At 67.5% G+C, this 22,913-nt stretch carries 25 protein-coding genes and 1 tRNA gene; 15 read left to right on the top strand and 11 right to left on the bottom strand.

The features are described from left to right. Window position 1: 1 nt before the first annotated feature. The 6 genes from AC07OA_RS11265 (at window position 2) to dxs (ending at window position 5,127) form a co-directional block, all read left to right on the top strand. Window positions 2-922 carry a histone deacetylase family protein gene (locus tag AC07OA_RS11265; protein ID WP_494663896.1) on the top strand — a complete coding sequence of 307 codons (921 nt, stop codon included), beginning with the start codon at window positions 2-4 and terminating at the stop codon, window positions 920-922. A gap of 47 nt (window positions 923-969) precedes the next feature. Next, a complete protein-coding gene (locus AC07OA_RS11260) occupies window positions 970-1,599 on the top strand; it encodes a histidine phosphatase family protein (protein ID WP_494663895.1) in 630 nt (209 codons plus the stop codon). A 120-nt stretch (window positions 1,600-1,719) separates the two neighbouring features. Beyond that, the gene (locus AC07OA_RS11255) at window positions 1,720-1,962 is read left to right on the top strand and encodes an exodeoxyribonuclease VII small subunit (RefSeq protein WP_132090877.1); all 243 of its coding nucleotides are present in this window, start codon (window positions 1,720-1,722) and stop codon (window positions 1,960-1,962) included. Then, window positions 1,962-2,312 (top strand): tRNA-binding protein, encoded by a 351-nt coding sequence (locus AC07OA_RS11250; protein WP_494663894.1) that lies wholly within the window; start codon window positions 1,962-1,964, stop codon window positions 2,310-2,312. Before AC07OA_RS11255 ends, AC07OA_RS11250 begins: the two co-directional genes overlap by 1 nt. Beyond that, complete coding sequence (locus AC07OA_RS11245; protein WP_494663893.1) at window positions 2,309-3,193, top strand: polyprenyl synthetase family protein; 885 nt, start codon at window positions 2,309-2,311, stop codon at window positions 3,191-3,193. Before AC07OA_RS11250 ends, AC07OA_RS11245 begins: the two co-directional genes overlap by 4 nt. Window positions 3,194-3,210: 17 nt before the next feature. After that, complete coding sequence (gene dxs / locus AC07OA_RS11240; RefSeq protein WP_494663892.1) at window positions 3,211-5,127, top strand: 1-deoxy-D-xylulose-5-phosphate synthase; 1,917 nt, start codon at window positions 3,211-3,213, stop codon at window positions 5,125-5,127. Between the two features lie 39 nt (window positions 5,128-5,166). Here the strand turns inward: dxs and AC07OA_RS11235 are convergent, their stop codons facing one another. The 4 genes from AC07OA_RS11235 to AC07OA_RS11220 all read right to left on the bottom strand — a co-directional run bounded on the left by AC07OA_RS11235 (window position 5,167) and on the right by AC07OA_RS11220 (window position 8,049). Further along, a complete protein-coding gene (locus AC07OA_RS11235) occupies window positions 5,167-5,640 on the bottom strand; it encodes a hypothetical protein (RefSeq protein ID WP_494663891.1) in 474 nt (157 codons plus the stop codon). Between the two features lie 46 nt (window positions 5,641-5,686). Beyond that, the gene (locus AC07OA_RS11230; protein ID WP_494663890.1) at window positions 5,687-7,171 is read right to left on the bottom strand and encodes an acetyl-CoA acetyltransferase; all 1,485 of its coding nucleotides are present in this window, start codon (window positions 7,169-7,171) and stop codon (window positions 5,687-5,689) included. Next, the gene (locus AC07OA_RS11225; protein ID WP_494663889.1) at window positions 7,168-7,800 is read right to left on the bottom strand and encodes a glutathione S-transferase family protein; all 633 of its coding nucleotides are present in this window, start codon (window positions 7,798-7,800) and stop codon (window positions 7,168-7,170) included. Before AC07OA_RS11225 ends, AC07OA_RS11230 begins: the two co-directional genes overlap by 4 nt. Before the next feature lie 173 nt (window positions 7,801-7,973). After that, a tRNA-Lys gene (locus AC07OA_RS11220) sits at window positions 7,974-8,049 on the bottom strand. Between the two features lie 80 nt (window positions 8,050-8,129). On the opposite strand from AC07OA_RS11220, the gene AC07OA_RS11215 reads away from it, so the two are divergent. Further along, complete coding sequence (locus tag AC07OA_RS11215) at window positions 8,130-8,468, top strand: Hpt domain-containing protein (RefSeq protein ID WP_494663888.1); 339 nt, start codon at window positions 8,130-8,132, stop codon at window positions 8,466-8,468. 139 nt (window positions 8,469-8,607) lie between these two features. Here the strand turns inward: AC07OA_RS11215 and AC07OA_RS11210 are convergent, their stop codons facing one another. Continuing rightward, a complete protein-coding gene (locus tag AC07OA_RS11210) occupies window positions 8,608-10,041 on the bottom strand; it encodes a serine hydrolase domain-containing protein (protein ID WP_494663887.1) in 1,434 nt (477 codons plus the stop codon). Window positions 10,042-10,167: 126 nt separating this feature from the next. On the opposite strand from AC07OA_RS11210, the gene AC07OA_RS11205 reads away from it, so the two are divergent. Beyond that, window positions 10,168-10,998: a TIGR00266 family protein gene (locus tag AC07OA_RS11205; RefSeq protein WP_494663886.1), complete on the top strand. Its 831-nt coding sequence runs from the start codon at window positions 10,168-10,170 to the stop codon at window positions 10,996-10,998. A gap of 153 nt (window positions 10,999-11,151) precedes the next feature. On the opposite strand, the gene AC07OA_RS11200 is transcribed toward AC07OA_RS11205, so the two are convergent. Both AC07OA_RS11200 and gcvA read right to left on the bottom strand, forming a co-directional pair. Continuing rightward, window positions 11,152-11,481 (bottom strand): chorismate mutase, encoded by a 330-nt coding sequence (locus tag AC07OA_RS11200; RefSeq protein ID WP_494663885.1) that lies wholly within the window; start codon window positions 11,479-11,481, stop codon window positions 11,152-11,154. 6 nt (window positions 11,482-11,487) lie between these two features. After that, window positions 11,488-12,444, bottom strand: coding sequence for a transcriptional regulator GcvA (gene gcvA / locus AC07OA_RS11195; protein ID WP_494663884.1), 957 nt, complete (start codon window positions 12,442-12,444; stop codon window positions 11,488-11,490). Window positions 12,445-12,665: 221 nt separating this feature from the next. Between gcvA and cobA the strand changes: the two genes are divergently transcribed. From cobA to AC07OA_RS11170, 5 genes are read left to right on the top strand one after another with little or no spacing between them, the layout of a single operon-like run. After that, entirely contained in the window at window positions 12,666-13,514 is an 849-nt protein-coding gene (gene cobA, locus AC07OA_RS11190) for a uroporphyrinogen-III C-methyltransferase (protein ID WP_494663883.1), read from the top strand. Beyond that, a complete protein-coding gene (locus AC07OA_RS11185; protein ID WP_494663882.1) occupies window positions 13,511-13,879 on the top strand; it encodes a DUF2849 domain-containing protein in 369 nt (122 codons plus the stop codon). Before cobA ends, AC07OA_RS11185 begins: the two co-directional genes overlap by 4 nt. Before the next feature lie 2 nt (window positions 13,880-13,881). Further along, entirely contained in the window at window positions 13,882-15,540 is a 1,659-nt protein-coding gene (locus AC07OA_RS11180) for a nitrite/sulfite reductase (protein WP_494663881.1), read from the top strand. Beyond that, window positions 15,524-16,024, top strand: a complete 501-nt coding sequence (locus AC07OA_RS11175) for a DUF934 domain-containing protein (protein ID WP_494663880.1) — start codon at window positions 15,524-15,526, stop codon at window positions 16,022-16,024. The genes AC07OA_RS11180 and AC07OA_RS11175 overlap by 17 nt, the downstream gene beginning before the upstream one ends. Continuing rightward, window positions 16,024-16,791, top strand: a complete 768-nt coding sequence (locus AC07OA_RS11170; RefSeq protein ID WP_494663879.1) for a phosphoadenylyl-sulfate reductase — start codon at window positions 16,024-16,026, stop codon at window positions 16,789-16,791. Before AC07OA_RS11175 ends, AC07OA_RS11170 begins: the two co-directional genes overlap by 1 nt. 121 nt (window positions 16,792-16,912) lie before the next feature. On the opposite strand, the gene AC07OA_RS11165 is transcribed toward AC07OA_RS11170, so the two are convergent. From AC07OA_RS11165 to AC07OA_RS11155, 3 genes are all read right to left on the bottom strand, one after another. Further along, window positions 16,913-18,388, bottom strand: a complete 1,476-nt coding sequence (locus tag AC07OA_RS11165) for a pentapeptide repeat-containing protein (protein ID WP_494663878.1) — start codon at window positions 18,386-18,388, stop codon at window positions 16,913-16,915. After that, complete coding sequence (locus AC07OA_RS11160) at window positions 18,385-19,236, bottom strand: hypothetical protein (RefSeq protein ID WP_494663877.1); 852 nt, start codon at window positions 19,234-19,236, stop codon at window positions 18,385-18,387. Before AC07OA_RS11160 ends, AC07OA_RS11165 begins: the two co-directional genes overlap by 4 nt. A 903-nt stretch (window positions 19,237-20,139) precedes the next feature. Continuing rightward, the gene (locus tag AC07OA_RS11155; protein ID WP_494663876.1) at window positions 20,140-20,634 is read right to left on the bottom strand and encodes a 3D domain-containing protein; all 495 of its coding nucleotides are present in this window, start codon (window positions 20,632-20,634) and stop codon (window positions 20,140-20,142) included. A gap of 355 nt (window positions 20,635-20,989) precedes the next feature. On the opposite strand from AC07OA_RS11155, the gene AC07OA_RS11150 reads away from it, so the two are divergent. Both AC07OA_RS11150 and AC07OA_RS11145 read left to right on the top strand, forming a co-directional pair. Then, on the top strand, window positions 20,990-22,036 hold the full coding sequence (locus AC07OA_RS11150) for a phospholipase C/P1 nuclease family protein (RefSeq protein WP_494663875.1): 1,047 nt from the start codon (window positions 20,990-20,992) through the stop codon (window positions 22,034-22,036). Between the two features lie 4 nt (window positions 22,037-22,040). Further along, a complete protein-coding gene (locus AC07OA_RS11145) occupies window positions 22,041-22,490 on the top strand; it encodes an NUDIX domain-containing protein (protein ID WP_494663874.1) in 450 nt (149 codons plus the stop codon). A gap of 1 nt (window position 22,491) precedes the next feature. On the opposite strand, the gene AC07OA_RS11140 is transcribed toward AC07OA_RS11145, so the two are convergent. Continuing rightward, the gene (locus AC07OA_RS11140; RefSeq protein WP_494663873.1) at window positions 22,492-22,815 is read right to left on the bottom strand and encodes a hypothetical protein; all 324 of its coding nucleotides are present in this window, start codon (window positions 22,813-22,815) and stop codon (window positions 22,492-22,494) included. Window positions 22,816-22,913: the final 98 nt, after the last annotated feature.

Here is a 22,913-nt window from a genome sequence, read left to right as displayed (position 1 = left end):
CATGGGCGTGGCGCTCTACACCCATCTGGACATGCTGGACCACCGGCCCGGCGACAACCACGCCGAGCGACCGGAGCGCCTGCGGGCGGTGATCGACGCGCTGGACGACGACGCCACGCTGGACCTGGAGCGGTTCGAGGCCCCGCTGGTCGAGGTCGCCGACCTGGCCAGGGTGCATCCCCAGGGCTTCATCGACGCCATACTGGCCGCCGCGCCCAGCCACGGGCGCCACGCGCTGGATCCCGACACCGTGCTGTCGACCGGCAGCCTGACCGCCGCCTTCCGGGCCGCCGGGGCCGTGGTCTCGGCCGTTCGGGCCGTGGCGGGCGGGCAGGGCAGCCGGGCCTTCTGCGCCGTGCGGCCGCCGGGCCACCATGCCGAGCCCGACACGGCCATGGGCTTCTGCGTGTTCTCCAACATCGCCGTGGCCGCCCGCGTGGCCCAGGCCTCGGGGCTGAAGCGGGTGGCCATCGTCGACTTCGACGTCCACCACGGCAACGGCACTCAGGCGGCGTTCGAGCACGATCCGTCGGTGTTCTTCGCCTCGATCCACCAGTCGCCGCTGTATCCCGGCACGGGCGACCCGTCCGAGCGGGGCGTGGGCAATGTCGCCAACGCCACCGTCGCGCCCCATGCGCCGCGCGAGACCTGGCGCCGGGGCTTCGAGGGGCTGATGGACCAGGTCGACGGATTCGCGCCCGAACTGATCCTGGTCTCGGCCGGCTTCGACGCCCATGTGCGCGATCCGCTGGCGTCGCAGAGCCTGGAGGCCGAGGATTTCGCCTGGGCGACCCGGGCGATCGCCTCCGTCGCCAACCGCCGATGCGGGGGGCGTATTGTTTCCTCGCTCGAGGGCGGCTACGACCTACAGGCGCTCGGCCGTTCGGCGGCCGCGCATGTCCAAGCGTTGCAAGAGGGGTGAGAGGTCCGACAGATCGCGCGCGGCGCGAAACCGGACCTGCAATATCTATGGCCGACGAATCCGCCGACCACCTGTCCACCACTCCAGTCTCGGGAACCGGCGTCCGGCCCGGCGCCATCACCTTGGCGCGTCACGGCGAGCCGGCCCTGTCGCGCAAGGTCCGCTTCAACGCCCCGGCCTATGGCGAGTGGTGGGCGCGCTACGAGGAGGGCGGCCTGCTGGCCGGCCAGACGCCGCCGGCCTCGCTGGTGGCCACGGCGCGCGACGCGGGCGCCATCGTCGCCTCCACCCGTCGCCGCTCGATCGAGACCGCCACGGCCGTGGCCGGCGGCCGGGCCTTCGCCACCGACCCGCTGTTCATCGAGGCCCCGCTGCCGCCGCCGCCCTGGCCGCGCTGGATCAAGATGTCGCCCAAGCACTGGGGCTTCTTCTCGCGTTTCTGGTGGTGGTTCTTCGACCATCACGCCGGCCAGGAGAGCCGGGCCCAGGCCGAGGTCCGCGCCGACCAGGCCGCCGACCTGCTGATCGACCTGTCGCGCAACGGCCAGGACGTGCTGCTGGTGGCCCACGGCTTCTTCAACACCATGATCGGCCTGTCCCTGCAGAAGCGCGGTCTGAAGAAGACGGTCGACCAGGGTTTCCAGTACTGGTGCGTCAAGCGCTTCGAACGCGTCTAGGCGCCTTCGCAAGCGACACCGGGGCCCGGCCCCGTAACCCCGTTCACCAAAACGCTGGCCAACGACGTTGCCCGCGCCGACGCCCGCCACTAGGGTGCGCCCATTCGCTCCGGAGTAGAAATGATCAGCCCGCAGGATCTTGAAGGCATGAGCTTCGAGCAGGCCCTGGCCCGCCTCGAGCAGATCGTCGGCGAACTGGAGTCCGGCAAGGCCGAACTCGAGCGCTCGATCGAGATCTACGAGGACGGCGCGGCGCTGAAGGCCCACTGCGAAAAGAAGCTGGAAGCGGCCCGCCTGAAGGTCGAGAAGATCGTGCTGGGCCAAGGTGGCGCCGTCGCGGCGGAAGCGGCCGAGTTCAACTGATGGGCCAGGCCTCCCCGCAGATCGGCTACGAGGACTTCGAACGCGTCGATATCCGTATCGGCACGATCGTGAAGGCCGAGCCGTTTCCGGAGGCCCGCAAGCCCGCCTATAAGCTGACCGTCGATTTCGGCCCGCAGATCGGGGTCAAGAAATCGTCCGCCCAGGTCACCAAGCACTATACGCCCGACGAGCTGCTGGGCCGTCGCGTGGCGGCGGTCGTCAATTTTCCCCCGCGCCAGATCGGTCCGATGAAGTCCGAAGTGCTGTGCCTGGGTTTCCCCGACGCCGAGGGCGGGGTGGTGCTGATCGACGTCGACCGCGACGTCCCCAACGGGGGGAAGCTGTTTTGATCGATCTCGAAAAGCGCATCGTCCAGGCCGCCGACATCGTCACCGTCGCGCTCGACGAGCTGCTGCCGCGCGCCGACGGTCCCGAAAGCCGCCTGACCGAGGCCATGCGCTATGCGGCCCTGGGGCCGGGCAAGCGCCTGCGGCCGTTCTTCGCGCTTGAGACGGGCAAGATGTTCGACCTGCCCGAGCGGCCGGTCCTGCGGGCCGCCTGCGCGCTGGAGTGCATCCACGCCTACAGCCTGGTGCACGACGACCTGCCGGCCATGGACGACGACGACGTGCGGCGCGGCCGTCCGACCGTCCATATCCAGTACGACGAGGCCACCGCGATCCTGGCCGGCGACGCCCTGCAGACCGCCGCCTTCGAGATCATGGCCCACCCCGATACCCACGACGACGGCCACGTCCGCTCGGAACTGGTGCGCAAGCTGGCCATCGCCTCGGGCGCCAAGGGCATGGCCGGCGGCCAGATGATCGACCTGCTGGGCGTGCGCGACGACCTGGGCGCGGTGGCCCGCATGCAGCGGCTGAAGACCGGGGCTCTGATCGCCTTCGCCTTCGAGATCCCGCTGATCATCGCCCGCGCCAAGGATTCCGAGCGCGCGGCCCTGATGGGTTTCGCCCAGGACCTGGGCCTGGCCTACCAGATCGTCGACGACATCCTGGACGCCGAGGGCGACGAAGCCGTGCTGGGCAAGGCCGCCGGCGGCAAGGACGCGGCCAAGGGCAAGACCAACTACGTCACCCTCCTGGGCCTGGATGCGGCGAAGGAGCGCGTGAACCTTCTGGCCGCCCAGACTCGATCACATCTCGATATTTTCGGCGAACGGGCCGAACATCTTCGCCTTAGCGTGGATTTCGTGCTGGACCGCCGCAACTGACCGCGCTTTCTTCGGACATGCCTGCCTTGACCCCTCTCCTCGACACCATCTCCTCGCCGGCCGATACGCGGGGTCTTTCCGTGGCCGAACTGAAGCAGCTGGCCAGCGAGGTACGGGCCGAGACCATCGACGCCGTCTCCGTCACCGGCGGGCACCTGGGCGCGGGCCTGGGCGTGGTCGAGCTGACCGTGGCCCTGCACCACGTGTTCGAGACACCCAAGGACATCGTCATCTGGGACGTCGGCCACCAGGCCTATCCGCACAAGATCCTCACCGGCCGCCGCGACCGCATCAAGACCCTGCGCCAGGGCGGGGGGCTGTCGGGCTTCACCAAGCGCGCCGAGAGCGAATACGACCCGTTCGGCGCGGCCCACGCGGCCACCTCGATCTCGGCGGCGCTGGGCTTCTGCGCCGCGCGTGACGCCAAGGGCGAGGACAACAGCGTCATCGCCGTGATCGGCGACGGCTCGATGAGCGCGGGCATGGCCTACGAGGCGATGAACGCGGCGGTCGACACCACCAAGCGCCTGATCGTCATCCTCAACGACAACGACATGTCGATCGCCCCGCCGGTGGGCGGCATGAGCGCCTACCTGGCCAACCTCGTCTCGGGCGGCGCGTACCGGAAGGTCCGCAAGCTGGGCAAGACCGTGGTCGAGAAGCTGCCCACCCCGATCCGCGACGCGGCCCGCAAGGCCGAGGAATACGCCCGCGGCATGGTCACCGGCGGCACCTTCTTCGAGGAACTGGGCTTCCACTATGTGGGCCCCATCGACGGCCACGACATGGACGCCCTGGTCAGCGTGCTGAACAACGCCAAGAACTTCGACGAGAAGCCGGTTCTGGTCCACGTCGTCACCCAGAAGGGCAAGGGCTACGCCCCGGCCGAGGGCGCGGCCGACAAGCTGCACGCGGTGGTCAAGTTCGACGTCGTCACCGGCCAGCAGCACAAGGCCGCCGCCGGCCCGCCCAGCTACACCAAGGTCTTCGCCCAGGAGCTGATCAAGCACGCGGCCGTCGACGACAAGATCGTGGCCATCACCGCCGCCATGCCCTCGGGCACGGGGCTGGACCTGTTCGGCAAGGCCTATCCGGACCGCACCTTCGACGTCGGCATCGCCGAGCAGCACGCGGTGACCTTCGCCGCGGGCTTGGCCGCCGACGGCATGAAGCCGTTCGCGGCGATCTATTCCACCTTCCTGCAGCGCGGCTACGACCAGGTGGTCCACGACGTGGCCATCCAGCGCCTGCCCGTGCGCTTCGCCATGGACCGCGCCGGTCTGGTCGGCGCCGACGGCCCCACCCACGCGGGCACCTTCGACATCGGCTTCATGGGCGCTCTGCCCGGCATGGTGCTGATGGCCGCCGCCGACGAGGTGGAACTGGCCCACATGGTCTCGACCGCCGTGGCCATCGACGACCGCCCCAGCGCCTTCCGCTATCCGCGCGGCGAGGGCCTGGGCCTGACCATCCCGGACCTCGCCGCTCCTCTGGAGATCGGCAAGGGCCGCATCGTCCGCGAGGGGACCAGCGTCGCCATCGTCTCGCTGGGCACGCGCCTGGGCGAATGCCTCAAGGCCGCCGACCTCCTGGCCGCGCGGGGGCTCTCCGCGACGGTCGCCGACGCCCGCTTCGCCAAGCCGCTGGACGTCGACATGCTGCTGCGCCTGGCCCGCGAGCACGAGGCGATCATCACGGTGGAAGAAGGCGCCATGGGCGGCTTCGGCGCCTTCGTGCTGCAAGCCCTGGCCGAGCACGGCGCCCTGGATCGCGGCCTGAAGATCCGCACCCTGGTCCTGCCGGATGTGTTCCAGGACCAGGACAAGCCCGACCTCATGTACGCCCAGGCCGGCCTGGACGCCGAGGGCATCCTGCGCGGCTGCCTCGCGGCGCTGGGCGTCGACAACATCAGCGCGGCGGGGCGTAGGGCTTAGACCCGGCCGGGGACACGCGCATGCGCATGTCCCCGGCCGTTAAACCGAACACGCCTTGAAGAACGCCTTCACGTCCCTGCGATCCACCGGCGCGGCGTCCAGGCTGTGGCGTTCGTCGGCGACCAGCAGGTCCAGGTCGCCGGTGCGGCGGAAGGCGCTGAGCGCCGAGGCGTCGACCGAGGTGCGGGCCTCCAGCACGCCGTCGCCCATCGCCGAGGGCGAGGGGGCGGCCTTCAGGCGGGTGACCGTGTGGCCCGAGGCCAGGGCGATCTCGCCGCCGGTCAGGCCCGTCGCCGTCAGGGTCACGGCCGAGGCGCGCGGCGCGCAGGCCATCATCAGCACCACGTCGTCGCTGTCGGGCCGGCCATAGGCGAGCTTGGCCCCTTCGCCCTCGCTGGTCATGTAGTTCCAGGCATAGCCCGGCGCGGTCGAGCGGTCGTAGGCGCAGCCGGCCAGCGCCATACCGCCGAGGGCGAGGGTCAGGACGGTCGGGAGCAGGCTGCGGCGAGGCATGGGCGGGTTCCTTCGCCAGAGGGAACGCCGTCCGCCTTCCGTAGGTTCAGAGCCGCCAGTCGGATACCCCGCCTTCGCCATCGCGCAACGACCCCGTCCGGCCGATGGCGAAGGCCTCGGGATCTGTAAGGGCCGCCAGGGTGTCGGTGTCGCTCGCCGGCACCCGCGCCAGGCTCCTGGCGCCGTCCGGAAGACGCACGATGGCCACACCATGGGTGGGCGCGCCGTCGCGGTCGTAGAGCACGGTGTGGGTCTCCAGCGTCGCCGGGCCGGTCGCCGCCTCCACGAAGGCCGGGACGGGTCCCCGCCGGGCGTCGGCGACGTCCTGGACGCTGACCGCCTCCAGCGGCCGCCCGGAGGTCGCTGGCGCGCGGCCCAGCACCAGACCGTGGTGCTTGGTGACGAACTCGCCCTGGCCGTAAAGCAGGCCCGTCTCGCCGCCCTCCCGCAGCCGCCGGGTCATGGCGACGGCGGCGTGAGTCATGTAGCTGTTCATCGGGGCGCCGAAGAAGGTCAGGCCGCCGGTCACGGTGGGCGTCACGTCTTCGGCCAGGCCCAGGTTCCGCCGCGCCATCTTCGGCACGCAGGGGAAGCAGCTGTAGAGCTCCAGGGCGTCGAAGTCGCCCGGCGCCATGGTCGCCACGGCCGCCAGCACCGCCTCCTGGGCGGCCGAGCCGTGATAGTGGTCGCGCTGGAGATAGTCGGTCGGCTCCTTGGCCGCCGCCCCGCCGTGGATGAAGACCAGCCGCTCGTCGGCGATCCCGGCGGCCCGGGCGGCGGCCAGGCTGGTGACGATCACCGCCGCCCCCTGGTTCACCTGCATGTTGGCCACCATCAGCTTGGTGTAGGGCCAGGCGATGGGGCGGTTGTCGGGGCGCGGGACGGTGATCTGCTCGGGCGTGAAGGCGGTCTTCAGCCACGCGTTCGGCTGCCGCGCCGCCACCGCCGCATAGGCCGACCACAGGGCGCCGGACTCGGCCAGGGCCTCGCGCGGCGTCTGGCCCCAGTGATGGGCGGCGGCGTTCTCGTAGAACGGATAGACGCTGACGGGCAGGAAGACGCCCAGCTTGAAGGCCAGGGGATGGACCTCGATGCGCGGGCCGTGGCCGTCGGCCGGCGGCTTGGGCGTCCAGGGCAGGTCGAGGCCCGCCGCGCGGGCCTTGTTGGCGCTCCACTGGGCCTCGGCCCCGACCACGGCGCAGACCTGGGCCTCGCCCCTCGCGATGCGGATCGCCGCCTCGTGCAGATAGCGCACCGGGCTCTCGCCGCCCACGGGGCCGTAGACCGCGCGGGCCGGGGCGATGTCCAGCCAGGCGCACAGCTCGGCGGCCGCATCGGCGTAGCGCCAGCTGAGCTGGTTGACGACGTCGAGCGAGCCGATCCGCTTCAGGAAACCGCCGCTGGAGTCCTCGTCGGCGGCGCGCAGGGCGGCCTCCATCAGGGCCAGGGGCTCCAGGGCCTGGGAGAGGTCGCTGGGGCGGTCCAGGGCCTCGCCGACACCGACGATGACGGGAATGCGATCAGGGCTCACAGGACGGGTTCTCCGGCGCTTTCGGCGGCCAGGGCGCGCTGGTAGCCGGGGCGGGCCTTCATGAGCGCCAGATGCGCCTTGAAGGGCTCCGGGAAGCTCTCGGCGAACCCCAGCTGCTCGCCCAGCTTCAGGGCGTAGGCCACCGAGATGTCGGCCATGGTGAAGCGGCGCGCGGCGACATGGCCGCTGTCGTCCAGCAGCCGGGCCGCCGCCTTCAGCCGCGACAGGAACCACTGCACATAATCGGCCGCGGCCTGGGGCAGGCGGCGCTCCTCGGGCTCGAACACCGCGTAGCGCAGGTGGATCGTCTGCGGGAAGGTGAGGGTGGCCTCGCCCATGTGCAGGAAGTTGAGATAGGCCCCGAAGCCCGGCTCGTCGGGCGCGACGGTCAGGTCGGAGGGGCCATGGCGGCGGGCCAGGTATTCGCCGATGGCGGCGGACTCGCTCATCAGGACGTCGCCGTCGATCAGGGTCGGGGTGGTGCCCAGCGGATTGACGTCGAGGTATCCAGGCTCGCGGAAGCGGGGCGGGAAGGGCGTCAGCTTCAGGGTGTAGGCCAGGCCCAGCTCCTCCAGCGCCCAGAGGGCCCGGAACGAGCGCGCCCCGACGCAGTGATAGAGGGTGATCATTCCGTCCGCCTCCCGCCTTCGTTGCGGGCAGCATCCAACGGATCACAACGTCAGGCCATCGTGCCCTTACGTCCGCCGCGCGAGCAGCGTAGAAGGCGAGTGCGCGGACGCGCGGCGACGACGCGCTCGGCGGCGTCCCCGGAGGGGAAAGTCTTTGAAGTCTTTGGAGGAAATGGTGGGCGCAGTAGGATTCGAACCTACGACCCGCTGATTAAGAGTCAGCTGCTCTACCAACTGAGCTATGCGCCCGCGCGGCCCGAAGCGGTGGTTTGCCTCGGCGGCGAGGCGCGGAACATACGCAAAGAATCTTGGAACGCAAGGGACTTTTTTTGGCCAAACGAGATATCAGCGGAGCCGTGGATTTCGCCTATCTGGAACGGTTCGCGATGGACGATTCCACGGTGATCGACGAGGTGCTGGCCCTGTTCCGCGAACAGGCCGCGCTATGGACTCCGATGCTCGATAAGAGCTCGCCCGGCTGGATGGACGCGGTCCACACGGTCAAGGGCGCGGCGCGCGGCGTGGGGGCCTTCCAGCTGGGCGACATCTGCGAGGGGGCGGAGCTGGGTAACAACAGCCTGGGCGACGTACGCACGGCGCTGGACCGGGCGTTGCTGGACATCGCGGCCTATGCGCACGAGCGGGCGCTGCGGTCGCTGAAGGGGTAGGGCGGGACGCCCCCTCCGTCACGATGCTGCGCATCGCGCCACCTCCCCCGCTTCGCGGGTGAGGAGGATGCGGAGACGACCTTCTCCTCCCCCGTGAAACGGGGGAGGTGGCCGCGAAGCGGTCGGAGGGGGCGTCGCCTTAGGGCTTCTCCCGCGTGAACTCGCCTCTGAACCCGTCCAGGGCGATCACCCCGTGGTCGGGGTCGCTGAAGGTCAGGGTCAGGTTGGACGACACCAGGAAGAACCGGCCCGGCGCCTCGGCCAGCAGGGGTTCGGTCGAGCCCTTCCAGATCTCGGCGACCAGGCCGTCCGGCCCCGAGTGGATCGTAAAGTCGCCGACGCTGGGGATCATGAACGTGCCGGCATAGGGCGCGCGCTGGTCGGCGGTCAGGGGCGCGGCGGTGCGGACCACCTGGCGCTGGTCGGGCCAGCCATAGGCGGCGGCCACGGCGCGGACGATGCGGTTGCCCAGCTCGTAGCCCTTGTCGCCGTTGGTCAGCACCACCACCCCGTCGCCCGATTTGACGAAGCCCAGCATGACGGCCTTGTAGCCGACGTTCGAGCCGTCGTGGCCGAAGGTGATGTCGTCGCCCTCGGCATGGACGCCCACGCCCAGACCGTATTCCGACTTCACCGGGGTCAACATGAGTTTGGCGGTGGCGGGCGACAGGGCATGGCCGGTCTCGCCGCGCACGGCGCCGCGCAGGTCGAGGACGAAGCGGGCCAGGTCGTCGACATTGGTCCACAGGCCCGCCGCCGCCATCTCGGGATAGACGTGCGGGCCGCCCTCGATGGGCGCGCCCTTGGCGTCGTGCGGCTGGGCGACGTGGGCCAGTCGGGCGGCGTCCAGCGGCTGGTCCTCGGTGCTGGCCGTCATGCCGATGGGCTTGAACACCGTGCGGGCGACGATGGCGGGGAAGGTCTCGCCGGTAGCGTCGGTCGCCATCAGCTGGGCCGCCGTGTAGCCGCCGCCGGAATAGCGGTAGGCCTGGCCCACGGCGGTGTCGACGACCACCGGCTTGGTGTTGGCGGGCGGCGCGCCGTCCAGCACCTGGGGCACGGTGGGAACCGCTTCGCCCGCCGCGTAGCCGGGGAAGCCGTGCACCGTGGTCCCGGCCGTGTGCGAGAGCAGGGCGCGAAGGGTGACGGGCGTCTGGGCCGTGTAGGGGCCGGCCGGCAGCTTCCAGCTCTTCAGCACCGTGTTGACGTCGGCGTCCAGCGGCAGGCGGCCGTCCTGGACCAGCTTCAGAATGGCCATGGCGGCGATGGGCTTGCTGACCGATCCGGCTTGGAACAGCGTGCGGTCGCTCACCGCCTCGCCGCCCTGCCGGGTGACGCCGAAGCCGCGCGCCCAGTCCACCTTGCCGCCCTTGATCACCGCGATGGCCACGCCCGGCACGTGCAGCTCGTCCATGTCATGGGCCAGGGTCGAGCGCTGGACCGGCTGTCCGGTCACCGCCACGGCCGGGCGCAGGCCCTCGGTGACGGCCTTGATCCGGGTCTCGACGTCGTCGGCCCTCGCTGTCGTGGCGGCCAGCAGAAGGGCGACGAACGGAACGGCGGCGTGACGCATGCGGGAACTCCTGTTTCCGAAGTCGGAACCGAGCTTGGCAATGCGGTCAATTTAAGGATGCGTAATTGGCGCACCGGCGTTCGCTTGCCTAAGGTGACGCCGAATCCAACGGAGTTCCGAAACGCCATGACCAACGGTCCCTGGTCCCATCACCGCAGCGCCGCCGTCGCCGACGACATCGACTTCGAGATCAAGGGCCAGGAGCTGCAGTTCCTGGAGATCGAGCTGGACCCGGGCGAGAGCGCCGTGGCCGAGGCCGGTTCGTTCGTCTGGAAGGACGCGGCGGTGCAGATGACCACGGTGTTCGGCGACGGCTCGGGCGACCAGGGCGGCGGCTTCATGGGCAAGCTGCTGGGCGCGGGCAAGCGCCTGGTCACCGGCGAGAGCCTGTTCACCACGGTCTTCACCCACACCGGCCAGGGCAAGGCGCGGGTGGCCTTCGCCTCGCCGACGCCGGGTTCGATCCTGCCGCTGAATCTCGGCCAACTCGGCGGGTCGCTGATCTGCCAGAAGGACAGCTTCCTGGCCGCCGCGCGGGGCGTCTCCATCGGCATCCACTTCCAGAAGCGGATGATGACGGGCCTGTTCGGCGGCGAGGGCTTCATCATGCAGCGCCTGGACGGCGACGGCTGGGTGTTCGTCCAGATGGGCGGCACGCTGGTGGAGCGCGAGCTGAAGGCCGGCGAGGAGCTGCACGTCGATACGGGCTGTCTGGCCGCCTACACGCCGGGCGTGGACTTCGATCTGGTCATGGCCGGCGGCGTGCGCAGCGTGCTGTTCGGCGGCGAGGGCCTGTTCTTCGCGCGGCTGCGCGGGCCGGGGAAGGTGTGGATCCAGTCCCTGCCGTTCTCGCGCCTGGCCGGCCGGATGATGGCGGCGGCCGGCGGGACGGGCGGGAACCGCGGCGAGGGGTCTATCCTCGGGGAGATCGGGGATCTGATCGGGGGGAATCGCTGAGGCGGAGGGACGCCCCCTCCGTCAAGATGCGTATCCGCAACGCGCCACCTCTCCCGTTGCACGGGTGAGGAGGGAGGCGGTGCTGGTCTTCTCCTCCCCCGTGAAACGGGGGAGGTGGCGGGCGAAGCCCGACGGAGGGGGCGTCTCCGACGATTACCCCTTCGTCCGATCCCAGCTGTCGTATTCATACGCGATGCAGCGGTCGATCAGCGTGCGCCACACGGGTTCGGCGATGGCTTCCGACAGGCCCGACTCGCGCGCGGCGGCCTTGACCTTCTCGACCACGTCCTCGATCCGCGCGCGGTCGAACACCTTGGAGCGGTCGGCCTTGATGCGGGCGGCGGCGTCCATGTAGCCCTGGCGCTCGGTCAGCAGTTGAACCAGCGCCCGGTCCAGGGCGTCCACGCCCTGGCGGACATCGGCCATGGACTGGCAGTCGCCGGGAACCAGTCGTTCGCCGACCTCGATAATCGTCTTGACCATATAGCTTTAGATGCCCGCGCCGTTGTCCATGGTGAGGAGCGCCGCCTCGTGGGCGGCCGCCTCGGCCTGCAGCCAGGAAACGAACGCCTTCACTTGCGGCAGACGCCCCTTGGCCTTGGGATGGACGACGTAATAGGCGAAGTCGACGGCCGTGGGAATCTCGAACGGGATGACCAGTCGCCCGGCGTCCAGATCGGCCTGGGCCAGGGTCTGTTTGGCCAGGGCGATGCCGCGTCCGTTGGCGGCCGCCTCGATCACCAGGCTGGACTGGTTGAAGCGCGGACCCCGCGCCCCGTCGACGCTGCGGATGCCCCGCGCGGCCAGCCACATGGCCCAGTCCGGGCAGCTGTCGTCGGCGTCGGGCGAGCCGTCGTGCAGCAGGATGTGGTGGGCGAGATCTTCCGGCGATTCCAAGGGGTTGGAGGCCAGAAGTTCAGGGCTCGCGACAGGAATGACCGTCTCGCTGAGCAGGCGGATCACCTCCAGCCCGGGATAGCGGCCCGAGCCGTAGCGAATGGCCAGGTCCACCTCGCCGGCGGCGAAGTCGACTACCTCCATGCCGGCCGACAGCCAGACGTCGACCTGGGGCTGGGCCTGCTCGAACTTCCCCAGGCGCGGCACCAGCCACTTGGCGGCGAACGAGGGGGCGGCGGTCAGGGTCAGGCGGCGGCCGTCGACGGCGGCGGTCAGCAGGCTGGCGGCCTCGGCCAGGCGGTCGAACGCCTCGCGCAGGGCGGGCAGGGCGGTCTGGGCGGCGTCGGTCAGCAGCAGGCCCTTGGGCGTGCGCTTGAACAGGGCCGCGCCGACATAGTCCTCCAGGTTCTGGATCTGCTGGCTCACGGCGCCGGGCGTCACCGACAGCTCGTCGGCGGCGCGGCTGAAGTTCAGGTGACGCGCGGCCGCCTCGAACGCACGCAGAGCGTTCAAGGGCGGGAGCCGCCGCCGTTCCGACTGTCTTTCCATGAGTTTTACTGAACGCCCCGGCAGAAGACCTTGTTTGCGAATTGGCCCGCCGACGACCAATTTGCAAGCGTTCGCTGACGGGAATGGCCCTTTTCGTCGGTGAACGCGAGCGGGGCGGACCCTAGGGTTCGCCCCGTAATGCTTTGCGGGGAACCGGTTTGGCGAAGTCGCCGGTCCGGCGCTTCGGCAATGGTGACTGGCTTATAGAGGACCTGAATCGCATGGCTCGGCCGACGGTCCGATCCGCTTCCCGGCCCAAGGCCGGTCTCGTCGCCCTCGGCGGCGGGGCGAGCGCGCGCCTGCCTGGGATCGTGACCCTGGTCGGGGCCGGTCCCGGCGATCCCGACCTGCTGACGATCAAGGCCCTGAAGGCCCTGCAGGCCGCCGACGTGGTGGTTCACGACGGCCTGGTCTCGGGCGAGATTCTCGACCTGGCGCCCGCGACGGCGCGGCGGATCGACGTGGCCAAGCGCAAGTCGCGCCACACCCTGCCGCAGGACGACATCAACCAACTGCTGGTGGCCCTGGCCCTGGAAGGGTTGAGCGTGGTGCGGCTGAAGGGCGGCGATCCGTTCCTGTTCGGCCGCGGCGGCGAAGAGCTGGCCGCCTGCCGCGCGGCCGGCGTGGACTGCGTCGTGGTGCCCGGCGTCACCGCTGCCCTGGCCGCCTCGGCCGGCGCCGGCGCGCCCCTGACCCATCGCGGATCGGCCCAGGCCGTCACCTTCGTCACCGGCCATGCCGCTCACGGCGAACCCGACCTGGACTGGACCGCTCTGGCGCGTCCGAACCAGACCGTCGTCGTCTACATGGGCGTCTCGACCGCCGGCCTGATCGCCGAACGCCTGACCGCCGCCGGCCGCGCCGGTTCGACCCCGGCCCTGGTCGTCGAGAACGCCAGCCGCGGCGACGAGCGCCGCATCCTCACCACCCTGGCCGGGCTGTCGCTCGCCGCCGAGGGCCTGAAGGGTCCGGCGCTGCTGATGGTCGGCGAGGCCATGGCCATGGCCGAGATCGGCGCGCCCGACCTCATCGACTCCGTTGTTCTCCAGTCCGCGAGCCTGCGTTCATGAAAGCTGTCACCGCCAATCGCCTGATCGACGGCGAGGTCGTGTTCTGGAAGGCCGGCGCCTGGGTCGACAGCTTCGGCGACGCCCAGCTGTTCGGCGAAGGCCAGGACGCCGAGGTCGAGGACGCCGTCGCCAAGGGCAAGGCCCAGCCGACCGTGATCGTCGATCCCTATCCCATCGACCTGGCCACCGTGGAAGGCGAGGGCCTGGCCCCGGTCAGCTACCGCGAACGCATCCGGGCCCTGGGCCCCAGCAACGAACCCGCCCACGGCAAGCAGGCCGTCGGCGGCGAGGTGATCGAAGCGCTGCGCCACGCCCATGGCGCGGCCCGCTCGACCGGTCGCGTCGACCTGATCCGCAGGAAGTAGAGATGTATCAGTACGACGTCATCGACCGCGAATTCCTGACGGACCGCTCCAACGAGTTCCGCCATCAGGTGGCCCGCCGCCTGGCCGGCGAGCTGACCGAGGACCAGTTCAAGCCGCTGCGGCTGATGAACGGCCTCTATCTGCAGCTCCACGCCTACATGCTGCGCGTGGCCATTCCGTATGGTTCGCTGAACAGCCGCCAGGCCCGGCGCCTCGCCTGGGTGGCCCGCACCTACGACAAGGGCTACGGGCACATGACCACCCGTCAGAACGTCCAGTTCAACTGGATCAAGCTGAAGGACGCGCCCGACATCCTGGACGCCCTGGCCGAGGTGGACCTGCACGCCATCCAGACCAGCGGCAACTGCATCCGCAACACCACGGCCGACCCCTATGCCGGCGCCACGGCCGAGGAGATCGACGACCCGCGCGTGTGGTCGGAAGTCATCCGCCAATGGTCGACCCTGCACCCGGAATTCAGCTTCCTGCCGCGCAAGTTCAAGATCGCCATCACCGGCGCCCTGACCGACCGCGCGGCCGTGAAGGTGCACGACATCGGCCTGATCCTGCGCAAGGGTCGTGACGGCGAGATCGGCTTCGAGGTGATCGTCGGCGGGGGCCAGGGGCGCACGCCCTATGTCGGCCCGACCATCAAGCCGTACCTGCCGACCAGCCGCCTGCTGAGCTATCTGGAAGCCGTCCTGCGCGTCTACAACCGCCACGGTCGCCGCGACAACATCTACAAGGCCCGCATCAAGATTCTGGTCGCCGCCCTGGGCGCCGAGGAGTTCGCGCGCCAGGTGGAAGAGGAGTGGGGCAAGATCGACGCCGAGCGCGCCGACCTGCCGGCCGCCGAGCTGACCCGCATCCGCGCCGCCTTCGCCCAGACGAACTTCGAGACCCTGCCGGCCGTGTCGGACGCCTTCGAGGCCGCCCGCGCCGCCAGCCCGGCCCTGCAACGCTTCGTGCGCAACAACGTCAAGCCGCACAAGCAGCCGGGCTACGCCATCGTCGAGGTGTCGCTGAAGGCTATCGGCCAGACGCCGGGCGACGCCACCGCCGACCAGCTGGACGTCGTGGCCGATCTGGCCGAACGCTACGGCCTGGACGACCTGCGCGTGACTCACGCCCAGAACCTGGTCCTGCCGCACATCAAGCTGGACGACCTGCCGGCCGTGCACGCGGCGCTGGAGGCTGCGAACCTGGCCACCGCCAATATCGATCTCGCCAGCGACATCATCGCCTGCCCGGGCCTGGACTACTGCGCCCTGGCCAACGCCCGCGCCATTCCGATCGCCCAGGACATCGCCCGCAAGTTCGCCGACCCGGACCGGGCGGAAAAGGTGGGCGAGCTGAAGATCAAGATCAGCGGCTGCATCAACGCCTGCGGCCACCACCACGTGGCCCACATCGGCATCCTGGGCGTCGACAAGAAGGGCGAGGAATTCTACCAGCTGTCGCTGGGCGGATCGGGGGCGGAAGACGCCTCCATCGGCAAGATCCTGGGCCCGGGCCTGTCGGCCGACAAGGTCGCCCCCGCCATCGACGCCCTGGTCGACCGTTACCTGGACATCCGCGCCGGCGAGGAACGCTTCCTCGACACCTATCGCCGCGTCGGTCTCGAGCCCTTCAAGGAGGCTGTCTATGCCCAAGCTGATTAAGCTGGTGGGCGCCGAGGCCCAGTGGGCCGAAGACGCCTTCGTCCACGTCGCCGACGAGGACGCCATCCCGGACGGCGACGTGATCCTGTCCCTGGCCCGCTTCCAGGCCGAGGGCGAGATCCTGCTGTCCAACAGCCGCCGCGTGGGCGTGCGCATCGAGCCCGACCAGGAGGTCGAGGCCCTGGCCTATGACCTGCCGCGCCTGTCTGTCGTGGCCCTGGCCTTCCCGAAATACCGCGACGGCCGGGCCTACACCTCCGCCCGCCTGCTGCGCGAGCGGCTGGGTTTCACGGGCGAGGTGCGCGCCGTGGGCGACGTGCTGCAGGAGCAGGCCGGCTTCATGGTCCGCTGCGGCTTCGACGCCTTCGAGCCGGCCGACGGCGCCACGCCCGAGGCCTGGACCAAGGCCGCCCACCGCTTCCGCCATGTCTACCAGCGCGCGGCCGACGACCGAAAGGTCGCGTTCGAGGAAAGGGCCGTCTGATGGCCTACGACCAGTCCGTCACCGAGGTGAAGCCGTGCGCCGCGGCGCAGCCGAGCCTGGCTGAGCGGCTGGACGCCGAACTGCGCGACGCCCATCCGCTGACCATCCTGCGCCGCGCCTACGAGACCTTCGGCGACAAGCTGGCCCTGGTCAGCTCGTTTGGCGCGGAGTCGGCGGTGCTGCTGCACATGGCCAGCCGGGTCGCGCCGTCGATCCCCGTGCTGTTCCTCGACACCGGCATGCTGTTCGGCCAGACCCTGGACTATCGCAAGTCCCTGGCCGCGAAGCTGGGCCTGACCGACGTGCGCGACCTGCGCCCGGCCTTCACCGACCTGGCCGTCCACGATCCGAAGTCGGACCTGTGGCGCTCCAGCACCGACGGCTGCTGCCACATCCGCAAGGTGCTGCCGCTGGACCGCGCTCTCGGCGAGTTCAAGGCCTGGACCACGGGCCGCAAGCGCTTCCACGGCGGCGACCGCCTGCGCCTGCGCGTGGTCGAGGAGGCCGAGGGCCAGATCAAGTTCAACCCCCTGGCCAACTGGGGCAAGACCGAGCTGGAGGCCTACGCCGCCGAGCACGACCTGCCGGCCCACCCGCTGGTGGCCCAGGGCTTCCCCTCGGTCGGCTGCTGGCCGTGCACCAAGCCGGTGGACGATCCCAACGCCGACGTCCGCGCCGGCCGCTGGGCGGGCCAGGACAAGACCGAGTGCGGCATCCACGTCGCCCGCGCCCCGGGTGGGGCTCCGAACGTGGGCGAGGGGATTTAGGCTTAAAGGCAAGATCGCAATATGAGTTAGGCTGGGTTCGGCGCGATGATCGCATTGCTTGCAATGGGCGGCGTAGCTTTAGCTCCCGCTACCGCGTCTTGTGGGGGCCGCCATAGCATCTCTAACTGATTAAGCGACGTAACTGAGCCACCACACGCGCGCCATCTTCCAGCTGCGCGGTGGACAGGTATGATAGAGGTGCTTCGAAATCGATTGGCCCTTTGGATGATCCGCTGGAAACTGTTCTTACTTCTGTGACCAGCGCGTGCGCGAATGCGTCAGCTGCCGTGCGGTGCCCAAGGATTGTCCCTGTGATGTAAGAAACTGCCTCTTGGTTAGCAGACCACCAGTACCAGCTGATCAATCTATTGAGAATGCCGTAATCCTGTAGAGCTTCGATCGAGACGCCCGGATAGGTCACCGGCTCAAAGATTGCGTCGCAGGCGATCGCGCGATGAAGCAACTTGTGTACGATATTACGGGGGGCCTGATCGGAAATAGCGGTTAAGAGCAAAGCGCCGGCGAGCTCGCGGCGTTCAAAGGTCGTGTTTTGCGCTGGACGGGCGCGGAGAAACATCGAAATTTTTTTGTGAAGATTTTCACCTGGGGCGGTGTTTATGGCGAGTACTTGAGGGTCTCTCGGGGAAAATACAGGCCAAACTCTTGGTGGAGTTGGCTCGAAGTAGCGGCGGAGTGGTGGCGGGGCGGCAGGCGGCAAGGCCTTGGCTAGAAGATCTGGATGATCTCTGTATTTAATTTTTATTGCTTCTTCGCTTTCAATCCCAGCGCTATTAAATGGAATATTGTTTATAACCCTTTCTAGCAGAGATGGGTGTTCTCGCATAATGCGTTCGAATCGAAATGGATCATCAAGAGGTACATCAAAAGATTCGAAGACTTCCCTGGCCTTTCTTACGGTTGTTTCTCTGGACTTTTTTAGTTGATTAAAGCTCTGCTCTCTGATGTCCCAATAGGAGCTACAGCTAAATTTAATAATAAATGATAACTTATCAATCCCTTTTTGCTTAAAAGCCATTCTCATGAGATCGTTTCTGACTTCTGGGGAGCTTTGGCTGGTAACAAATTCTGAAGAAAAGGAAATTTTTTGTGCTGAAGGTATGTCCATTTCAGATATTCTGCGTATATAAATTTGCTTAGATTCAAAGGAGATTTTTCTCCTGAATTGTCGATTTATCTCTATAAATTCGGCCTGGAGCGCTTCTGAATTTGAGGTGACGTCGATTTCTTGTGTCTCGCCAGGTGTTTCTTCTGGCGCTGCCTCGTCACCTGTCGTCAGGGGGCTTTCGATCCGCCATGGTTCTCCTGGCGTGCAGATGGTCTCGGCGAGTTGGGCATGTGTTACGGAGGGGCCGAAAACGGTTCCTGAAACGAACGCTCCGGTGAAAATCGTTCTTGTGAAATCGAAGGCTGTTAAGCGTTGGCCGCGTAGATCGGTCCCGCTCAGGTCTGTGCCGCGAAAGTCTTGCGCTGGGTCTAAATTTGCCCGCTTTACAAGTGTTGCGAAATCGGACGTGTCGCAATCGGCCACAGCCTGAAGTGCGTTGTCCAGACTGCCTTTTGGTTCGATAACGGTCATGGCGATTCAGGCCAGAGCTGAACTTCACCATGTAGTGGCTTCAGAAATTTATTGAGGAGTATTTCGCCAATCGCAGATTTGTTTCTGTCCTCTGAAAGAGGAGCCCAAATGCCAGTTGCGCGGCGTATGCGAAAGGCGTTTTCGTTGTTATTGTCCATTGTCATCAATAGCTTCACTTTAACATGCTTGTCCTCTATGCTTAAAGGTTCTTTTTCTGGCTCAAATATGTTGAATCTGTCCATTTCGGGATTAAGCGATGCTAGATCATCCTTGCCAAATGAACGAAATTCAAGGACTCGCCTAAGGGCCGTCCTATTAGGAATTTCAATGCGATATTGCCTCTCTGAATGAGATTCTTCGGCGCTCGTGGTTGCGTCGCGTAATATTTCTGCGTCAGATCGATTTGAAAATTCGCTTTCTCCCCCGGTCCCTATACCTCCGATTCCGATTTTGAAACGTAATTTCGCCTTCGTTTCGTTCGATTTTTTATGTGTTTCTTGTGATTTGTTGCTGTTTATTTCCTTTAGATTTATTTGAACGATATTGTCTGCGATGAGGTTTTTGACCTGTTCGCTCCATCCCCAATCCTTGCACTCTGCAGGGAGTTCAAACATTAAGGTCGCGGTGCGAAGGCAAATTTTTAGAGCGCCAGCGCCTTTGGGTGCCTCATAGGTGCAGACATTGAAACATAGTGATAGGCCAAAGCCGAGATTGCTGTTTCTTGAAGTCGCAAAACAAAGTGGCTGTGTACGTTGAAAATGCTCTAAGGCAGCGCCAGCCTGCTCTTCGTTGGCCGCGGGCGCTTCTATGGGAAGGACCGGTGCTGGTTTAGGTCGCTTGCCAAACATCGTTTTTCCAAGATGCCGATAAGCCGATCCTTGTGCAAGGCAATGTCACGCATCTGGCAGGTTGCGTATGCGCAGAACCTTAAACGCTCGCGGTCGAGTGTGAGCGCTTCCCCTTTCAATACCATTCCAAGTTCAAAGTTTGCGTCCACCTGCCCATTTGAGGGGGCGGCGGCAACATCAGAAAAAGTTATCCCCCTCGCTCCCGGCATGGTTCTTCAACGAAATCAACGCGCCGAAGTCGTTTATCCCCCACCTCCCAGGCTCCCGTACAATGACCGGACTTCAAGGCGATGGGGAGGGCGCTAAGGCCTGCGACCTTCGCGGCCTTGGGGAGCGGTCGAGCGGGCGCGCTCGTCGGCGGCGGTCTCGCGAGGGGCCGTAACCTTGTCCATCTGGTGCCGGCCGGGCCTCGAAAATAAACGGCGTTGGACGAAGGGCTGATGAGGGCGACAGGCTTGCGGCGACGCAAGCGTTCCGGGACCGGGCGACGCAAGCCCGGCCCGCCCGTCGGGGGCTAAGACCGGCGCGGTTCCAACAGGACCGGACGCGGGGCGCTCCCGGATAACGATCGCGCGGAGCGTCGGTCCAAGTCGAAACGGTATTTCTTCAAACAGCTTCCGGGCCTGGCCCGGCGCTCCGCAGCCCTCCCCGAACTTCGCAGCGGCCCGCCGCGTGAGGCGGCCAGATCATGTCCAATGTGAGGAGAGACGTCATGCCCCGATCCAGGACCCGTGCGCGACTTCGCGCCATTCGCCGCGCCGAGTGGGAACGCGACGGCGTCGACGACAGTGGCCGCACGCCCGAGGCGGTCGCCTATGTGCGTCGGGAAATTCGCCGGCGGCTTGATCGGTTAGAGGAGATGCTGGCCGCGAACGAGGCGCGGTCTAAGTGCTGCGACGCAGCCTAGTCCGGCGGGCAGCCCTTGAATTCGCCGACCTTGGTGACCGAGAGGGTCGCCAGGTTCAGGGCCTGCAGGGGCTTCATCGAGGAAGCGCCCTGGCCGCTGAACAGGTCCAGCTTGTTGCCCTTGATGGCGCCGCCGATGTCGGAGGCGTACCAGTAGCCGTCGTGCTTCTCGCCGTTGGGCATGGGCAGGCCGACGGTTTCCTTGATGAACACCACGGTGCGGCGCGGGATCACCTTGGTGTCCACGGCCAGGGTGCGCATCGCCACCACCTTGCAGCCCAGGCTGTCCAGGGCGCGGATGCCCTTGGCGCCGGCGTGGTACAGGGTGGCCTTCATCTTGTACTCGACCGAACCCGGAATCGTGCCGGTGAGGGCGCCGGCGATCAGGTCGCCCAGCGGGTCGCTGCGCGTGGGCGCGGCGTCGGCGGCCAGGGCGGGGAGGGCGATGGACATGGCCGCGACGGCCAGAAATCCCGCAAACGTGCGTCGCATCGAGGGGTTCCTCTTATCGGCGTATAGGTCTCGGTCGGCGGCCTGATTACTAAGATCACGGAGCCGTGACAACCCACTCTGGGGTGACCTGGTGTCGCGTTGCGTCCTCCACGGTAGAGCCGGGCGCCATCGCATGAGGCGCGATTTGGTTCCGCGGCAGGCGCAAGTCCTTGAGAGTCCAGGGGTTTCACGGCGACGCTTCCCCATCGTCACGCCACGCTCTGGCGGTCGCCGCGCGGGTGACATAAACCTTGGGCACAGAGCAGATAGCGGGCTGTGCACGCGCTTTGGGCAGATTCGAAGGCCCGGCGAGTCGCGAACCCGATGTCGGAATTTTCAGTTCGTCGGAGCCCGCATGAAACCCTCGGCCCCCGTTTTCCTCGGTCGTCTTCTCACCAGCGCCGCCCTGGTGGTGGCCATGGCCGCGCCGGCCGGTTCGGCCTTGGCCTGGGGCGCCTCGGGGCACCGCATGGTCGGGGTGGTGGCCGCCAAGAGCCTGCCCAGCGACGTGCCGGCCTTCCTGCGCACCCCGCAGGGCGTGGCCGCCATCGGCGAATACGCCCGCGAGCCGGACCGCTGGAAGGGCTCGGGCAAGATCCACGACACCGACCGCGACGCCGCCCACTTCCTGGACGTCGACGACGAGGGCAAGATGTACGGCGGGCCGAAGTTCACGGTCGAGACCCTGCCGCCCACCCGCGCCGACTACGAAAAGGCCCTGCAGGCCGTCGGCCACGACAGCTGGAACGCCGGCTACCTGCCGTATTCGATCATCGACGGCTACCAGCAGCTGGTGAAGGACTTCACCTACTGGCGCATCCTCAAGGCCGTGTCGGTCAGCGAGAAGGACAAGACCAAGAAGGCCTATTACGTGGCGGACCTGAAGCGCCGCGAGGATCTTCTGCTGCGCGACCTGGGCGTCTGGGCGCACTATGTGGGCGACGCCAGCCAGCCGCTGCACATGTCGGTGCACTACAACGGCTGGGGCGACTATCCCAATCCGAACGGCTACACCCAGAGCAAGGGCACCCACAGCGCCTTCGAGGGGCCGCTGGTCAAGGCCGTGGCGCTCGAGGCCGACGTCCAGAAGCTGGTGCCGGCCTACAAGGACTGCGCCTGCAGCATCGAGACCCGCACGGTGGCCTATCTGACCAAGACGGTCAGCTATGTCGAGCCGCTGTACCAGTTGGAGAAGGACGGCGGCATGGTGGCCAGCGATCCGCGCGCCAAGGCCTTCGTCGACGAGCGCCTGGCGGCCGGCGCCACCGAGCTGCGCGACATGGTGGTCCAGGCCTGGAACGCCAGCGCCCAGGGCAAGATCGGCTACCGTCCCGAGATCACGGTCGACGACATCGTCAGCGGCAAGGCCGATCCGTGGAACGACCTGTACGGCAAGGACTGATCCCTTGCTGGTGTTCGACGCTCCCGACGGCGAGCTGGAATACAAGCACCGCTGGGCCGCCTTCGGCATCGCCGAGGGGGCCGGGGGGACCATCGCCCTGGTCCAGGTCCGCAAGCCGGACCGCGAGCCCTATTTCGACCTGCCCGGCGGGGCGGTCGACGGCGGCGAGGACGAGGAGGCGGCCATCATCCGCGAGTTCGGCGAGGAGACCGGACTGGTGGTCGAGGTCGGCGCCCGGGTGATCCAGGTCAGCCAGCCGTTCCTGAAGTCCGACGGCCAGCCGGTGTGCAACAACGGCGGAATCTATGTGGTGCGGGTCACCGGCGAGCGGCCGGAACTGAAGGTCGAGGACGACCACACCCTGGTGTGGCTGGATCCCCGCGACGCCGTGGTGGCCCTGCGCCACGACGCCCACGCCTGGGCCGTGGCGGCCTGGCTGCGGCGGGGCGGCTAGGCTACTTGGCCAGCAGCGCCTTGGCCTTGTCCGGCGCCACCTGGTCGAAGATCATCCGCAGGTGCTGGTCCTTGGCGTGGTCGTTGTGCAGGTCCCAGGCCAGGGAGACGGGCAGCTTCAGCCGGCCGCCGTCGTTCAGCTTGGCCACCAGCACCCGCCAGGAAAAGCCGTCGCCGGGATCGCCCAGCGGGTCCTTGAACTCCAGCGGGGCCGGATCGCGCAGCCGGAAGGTCCGCCCCTCGTGGGCCTCGAACCAGGCGATGTCGGCCTGGGCGACGGGGTCAGCGGCAGGCGTGACCAGCTTGCCCTTCAGATTGCGGACCATCCTGGACCTCCTGCTTGCGAACGGGGTCTCTAGCGCCTTTGGCGAGGCCTTGCCATCGGCGGCTTTCGTCCCATCTGCGGTGGAGAACCAAGGCAGGA

It is taken from the genome of Caulobacter sp. GW821-FHT09B08 (assembly GCF_059418225.1).
Note: the sequence above shows the minus strand (reverse complement) of the source record. Positions and strands in the feature narration are given on the sequence as shown.